The 4,342-nt window shown below is 70.4% G+C and carries 3 protein-coding genes and 2 pseudogenes; 4 read left to right on the top strand and 1 reads right to left on the bottom strand.

Annotated elements, in window-relative coordinates; all coding sequences use genetic code 11:
- Positions 1–207: 207 nt before the first annotated feature.
- Entirely contained in the window at positions 208–864 is a 657-nt protein-coding gene (gene nth / locus LLG88_06015) for an endonuclease III (protein MCE5246461.1), read from the bottom strand.
- 191 nt (positions 865–1,055) lie between these two features.
- Here nth and LLG88_06010 point away from each other — a divergent pair, with 191 nt between their 5' ends.
- From LLG88_06010 to LLG88_05995, 4 genes and pseudogenes are all read left to right on the top strand, one after another.
- Positions 1,056–2,504: a cytochrome ubiquinol oxidase subunit I gene (locus LLG88_06010; GenBank protein ID MCE5246460.1), complete on the top strand. Its 1,449-nt coding sequence runs from the start codon at positions 1,056–1,058 to the stop codon at positions 2,502–2,504.
- Positions 2,505–2,517: 13 nt separating this feature from the next.
- Entirely contained in the window at positions 2,518–3,549 is a 1,032-nt protein-coding gene (gene cydB, locus LLG88_06005; GenBank protein MCE5246459.1) for a cytochrome d ubiquinol oxidase subunit II, read from the top strand.
- Positions 3,550–3,745: 196 nt separating this feature from the next.
- A pseudogene (locus LLG88_06000) lies at positions 3,746–4,147 on the top strand (PAS domain-containing protein).
- A gap of 42 nt (positions 4,148–4,189) precedes the next feature.
- Positions 4,190–4,342, top strand: a pseudogene (locus LLG88_05995) (hypothetical protein).

Genomic DNA, 4,342 nt, shown 5'->3' with positions numbered 1-4,342 from the left:
GCGCGGGGGCGGCGGAGGAGGCCGCGACGGGGTTCGCGCGCGGCGCAGGCGCCTTGGGCGCGGGCGCCGCGGCCTGCGCGGCCGAGACGGCGACGAGGACGAGGAGCAGGCCGAGGAAGCGTTTCATGCCGCGAGTCTAACCCGGCGCGCGACGCGGCGCGGGCGGACGCGCGATGCGGCTCCGTCCGGGCGGCCAGCCGCGGTGGATCAGCCGCGCTGCGGCTTCTTGGCCGAGGGGCAGACGCCGGCCAGCGAACACTCGCCGCAGCGCGGGGCGCGCGCGGCGCAGACGCGCCGTCCGTGGAGAATCAGCGCGTGGCTGACGAAGCCCCAGCGCTCCTCCGGAAACACGGCGGTCAGGTCGTCCTCGATCGCCCGCGGATCCGCGGCGGTCGAGAGGCCGAGCCGCCCGGCGAGCCGCGCGACGTGGGTGTCCACCGCGAGGGCCGGCACGTTGAACGCCGTGGAGAGGACGACGCTCGCCGTCTTGCGCCCGACGCCGGGGAGACGCTCCAGCGCCGCGCGGTCGGCGGGGACCTCGCCGCCGTGCCGCTCGACGAGCCCTTGGGCCGCGCCGACGATCATCTTCGCCTTGTTTCGGAACAGTCCGATCGACGAGATATACGGCTCGACGTCCGCCGGCGTCGCCGCGGCGAGCGCCCGCGCGTCGGGATACGCGGCGAAGAGCTTCGGCGAGGCGAGATTGACCGCCTTGTCGGTCGTCTGCGCGGAGAGGATCGTCGCGATCAGCAGCTCGAACGGATTCCGGTGGACGAGCTCGCAGTCGGCGTCCGGATAGGCGGCGAGCAGGCCTTCGAGGACGGCCGGCGCGCGGCGGCCGCGTTCCGTTTTGACGGCGTTCATCGCTTTCTCCCGCGGGGAACGGCGAGTATACGCGGCGGCCCGACCCGTGGCGCGGCGGCCGATAACCAGAAACAATTGACGCTTTTCCGGTTGATGCGCGCGGGGCGCGCGGTAGATAAAGACCCTTGGCATCGTCCCGCCGCGCGCCGTTCCGCCCGCGGCGGCGCGGTGCGCACCGGAGGAGCCGCCTGATGGACGTCGTCGCGCTGTCCCGGGTCCAGTTCGCGGTCGCCACGTACTTCCACTTCCTCTTCGTTCCGCTCACGCTGGGGTTGTCGGTCCTGGTGGCGATCTTCGAAACGATCTTCGTCCGGACCGGGGACGAGGACTACAAACGGGCCGCCCGCTTCTGGGGCAAGCTGTTCCTGATCAACTTCTCCGTCGGCGTCGTGACCGGGATCACGCTCGAGTTCCAGTTCGGCACGAACTGGGCGGCCTACTCCAAGTACGTCGGCGACATCTTCGGCTCGCTGCTCGCGGTCGAGGCGACGCTGGCCTTCTTCCTCGAGTCCACCTTCATCGCCGTCTGGTTCTTCGGCTGGAAGCGGCTCTCGCCGAAGCTCCACCTGACGACGATCTGGCTCGTGGCGATCGCCTCGAACCTCTCGGCCTTCTGGATCCTCGTCGCCAACGCCTTCATGCACCACCCGGTCGGCTTCGTCCTCCGCAACGGGCGGATGGAGCTCGACGACTTCTTCGCCGTGATCACGCAGAAGTTCGCCCTGCTGGAGTTCGTGCACACGGTCAGCGGCGCGTTCGTGCTCGCCGGCTTCTTCGTCCTCGGCGTCTCGGCGTGGCACCTGCTCCGCGGCGCGGAGCAGGCCTTCTTCCGCAAGTCGTTCCGCGTCGCCGCGGTCTTCGCCCTCGTCTTCGCCCTCTTCGAGCTCGTGCAGGGGCACATGAGCGCCGAGATCCTCGCCGAGACGCAGCCGACGAAGCTGGCGGCGATGGAATCGCTCTGGCAGACGAAGAAGGGCGCCCCGATGAACATCCTCCAGCTGCCGGACGCCGCGAACCGCCGCAACAGCGTCGAAGCGCTGCCGGTGCCGGGCTTCCTCAGCCTGCTCGCCACCTACGACCCGAACGGCGAGGTGAAGGGGCTGAACGATCTGGAGAAGGAGCAGCGGGAGGCGTTCGTCGCGCGGCTCAAGACGGAGTACGGCGACCAGTACGAGCAGCGGATGAAGGAGCGGTTCGGCCGCGACTACGAGGCCAAGATCGCGGCGATGCCGTTCATCCCGCCGGTCGGCGCCTCGTTCTTCGCCTTCCGCGCGATGGTCGGCCTGGGCATGGCGCTGATCGCGCTCTCCGCGCTCGCCGTCTGGACGCGCAAGAACCCCGAGGGGCGCCGCTGGCTGCTGCGGATCCTCGTCTACGCCATCCCGCTCCCCTACCTCGCCAACGAGCTCGGCTGGACGCTGGCCGAGATCGGGCGGCAGCCGTGGATCGTCTACGGCTACATGCGCACCGGCGAGGCGGCGACGGTCTCGATCAGCCCCGGCCAGGTCCTCTTCACGCTGACGATGTTCGTGATCCTCTACTCGCTGCTCGGCATGGTGGACTTCTTCCTGCTCGCCAAGTTCGCCCGCAAGGGGCCCGAGCCCGCCGCCGCCGCCGCGCCCGCCGCGGCCGCGCGCTGAAGGGGGACGTCCGATGCTGGAGACGATCTGGTTCGCGCTTTGGGGCGTCCTCTGGACGGTCTACTTCGTGCTCGACGGCTTCGACCTCGGCCTCGGCTCGACCTTCCTGTTCCTCGCCAAGAGCGAGGACGAGCGGCGCGTCGCGGTCAACGCGATGGGGCCGTTCTGGGACGGCAACGAGGTCTGGCTGGTCACCGCCGGCGGCGTGACCTTCGCCGCCTTCCCCGCCGCCTACGCGACGATGTTCAGCGTGCTCTACGTGCCTCTGATGCTGCTGCTCTTCGCGCTGATCATCCGCGGCGTCTCGTTCGAATTCCGCAACAAGGTGGACGACTCGGGCTGGCGCGACCTCTGGGACCGCTGCCTCGCCGTCGGCAGCTTCCTCCCCGCGCTGCTGTTCGGCGTGGCCTTCGCCAACATCTTCCGCGGCCTCACGTTCACGGTGAACCCGCCGCAGAACGACACGCTGCTCGACCTGCTCAACCCGTACGGGCTGCTCGGCGGCCTGCTCTTCGTCGCCTTCTTCGTCGTCCACGGCGCGCTCTGGCTCGCCGCCAAGAGCGAGGGGTACCTGCGCCGGCGGGCCGAGACGACGGTCAAGTGGGCCTGGCCGGTCGAGGTCGTCCTCGCGGTCGCCTTCCTCGTCGCCTCCGCCTTCGCCACGCCGCTGTGGGAGAACTACGGCAAGTGGCCGTTGCTGCTCGTCCTGCCGCTCCTCGCCGTCGCGGGGCTGGTCATGCTGCGCGTCGCGCTGGCCCGCGGCCGGCGCTGGGCGGCGTGGGGCTGGTCGGCGGCGGCGATCGCCGGCGCCGTGCTCTGGGGCGTCGGCGGCCTCTATCCGCGCCTCTTCTGGTCGCGCCGCGACATCGATCCGGGCGCGACGCTCACCGCGCACAATGCGGCGTCGAGCCCGCTGACGCTGAAGATCATGCTCGGCGTGGCGCTGGTGATGGTGCCGATCGTGATCGCCTACCAAACGTGGGTCTACCTCAAGTTCCGCGACGTCGTGCGCCCCGAGGACTTCCGCGAGCACGACGCGTACTAGCCCCTCTCCGTCGTCTCCCTGCGGCCGGCTCCGGGCGTCGGAGCCGGCCGCTTTTCGTCCCGGAAAGGAGAGGCGCCGTTGCGGCGCGGACAGGGCGCGACTTGACCGGGCGTCCGAAAGGCGCCTATTTTTTCAGGAGAGGCCAACCGGGGCGCGACGCGGTTCGAACGGGGGCGAACCGCGCGGAACGGCATTCGTGGACAGAGAGATCCACGCGCCCGGCGTCGGCCCTGCCGCCGCCGCCGAACGCGACCGCCACCGCGAGATCCTCGAGACGCTCGACGAGATGGTCTGTCGTCTCGATCCCGAGGGGCGGATTCTGTTCGCGAACGCCTCCTTCCTCTGCCGCTTCCGCGCCGCCGAAGGCACGCCGTTCGCCGCCGCCGTGGCCCCCGACGAGGAAGCGCGCCTGGACGCGGTTCTGGCGTCGGCCTCGAACCCCGCCGTCGCGAAGAAGTTCGAGCATCGGGCGCTGATCGACGGGCGCGAGGCGTGGATCGCGTGGACCGTCCTCGCCGTGCCCGGCGAGGCGGGCGGCGTCGCCGAGCGGCAGGTCGTCGGCCGCGACGTCACGGCGCAGAAGGAAGCCGCGGAAGAGACGAAGCGGATGACGCGGGCGATGATCTCGTCGCTCGAGATGCAGTCGTCGCTTTCCGCGGAGCTCGAGGAGGCGAAGGAGCAGGCCGAGAACGCGGCGAAGGCCAAGGCCGAGTTCCTCGCCAACATGAGCCACGAGATCCGCACGCCGATGAACGGCGTGATCGGGATGACGACGCTGCTGCTCGACACGCCG

It is taken from the genome of bacterium (assembly GCA_021372775.1).
Classification (GTDB): Bacteria; Acidobacteriota; Polarisedimenticolia; order J045; family J045; genus JAJFTU01.
This window is presented reverse-complemented; position numbering and strand designations above follow the sequence as displayed.

Coding starts and splice junctions, on each gene's coding strand:
- nth (MCE5246461.1), bottom strand. CDS start 864: ATGAACGCCGTCAAAACGGAACGCGGCCGCCGCGCGCCGGCCGTCCTC.
- LLG88_06010 (MCE5246460.1), top strand. CDS start 1,056: ATGGACGTCGTCGCGCTGTCCCGGGTCCAGTTCGCGGTCGCCACGTAC.
- cydB (MCE5246459.1), top strand. CDS start 2,518: ATGCTGGAGACGATCTGGTTCGCGCTTTGGGGCGTCCTCTGGACGGTC.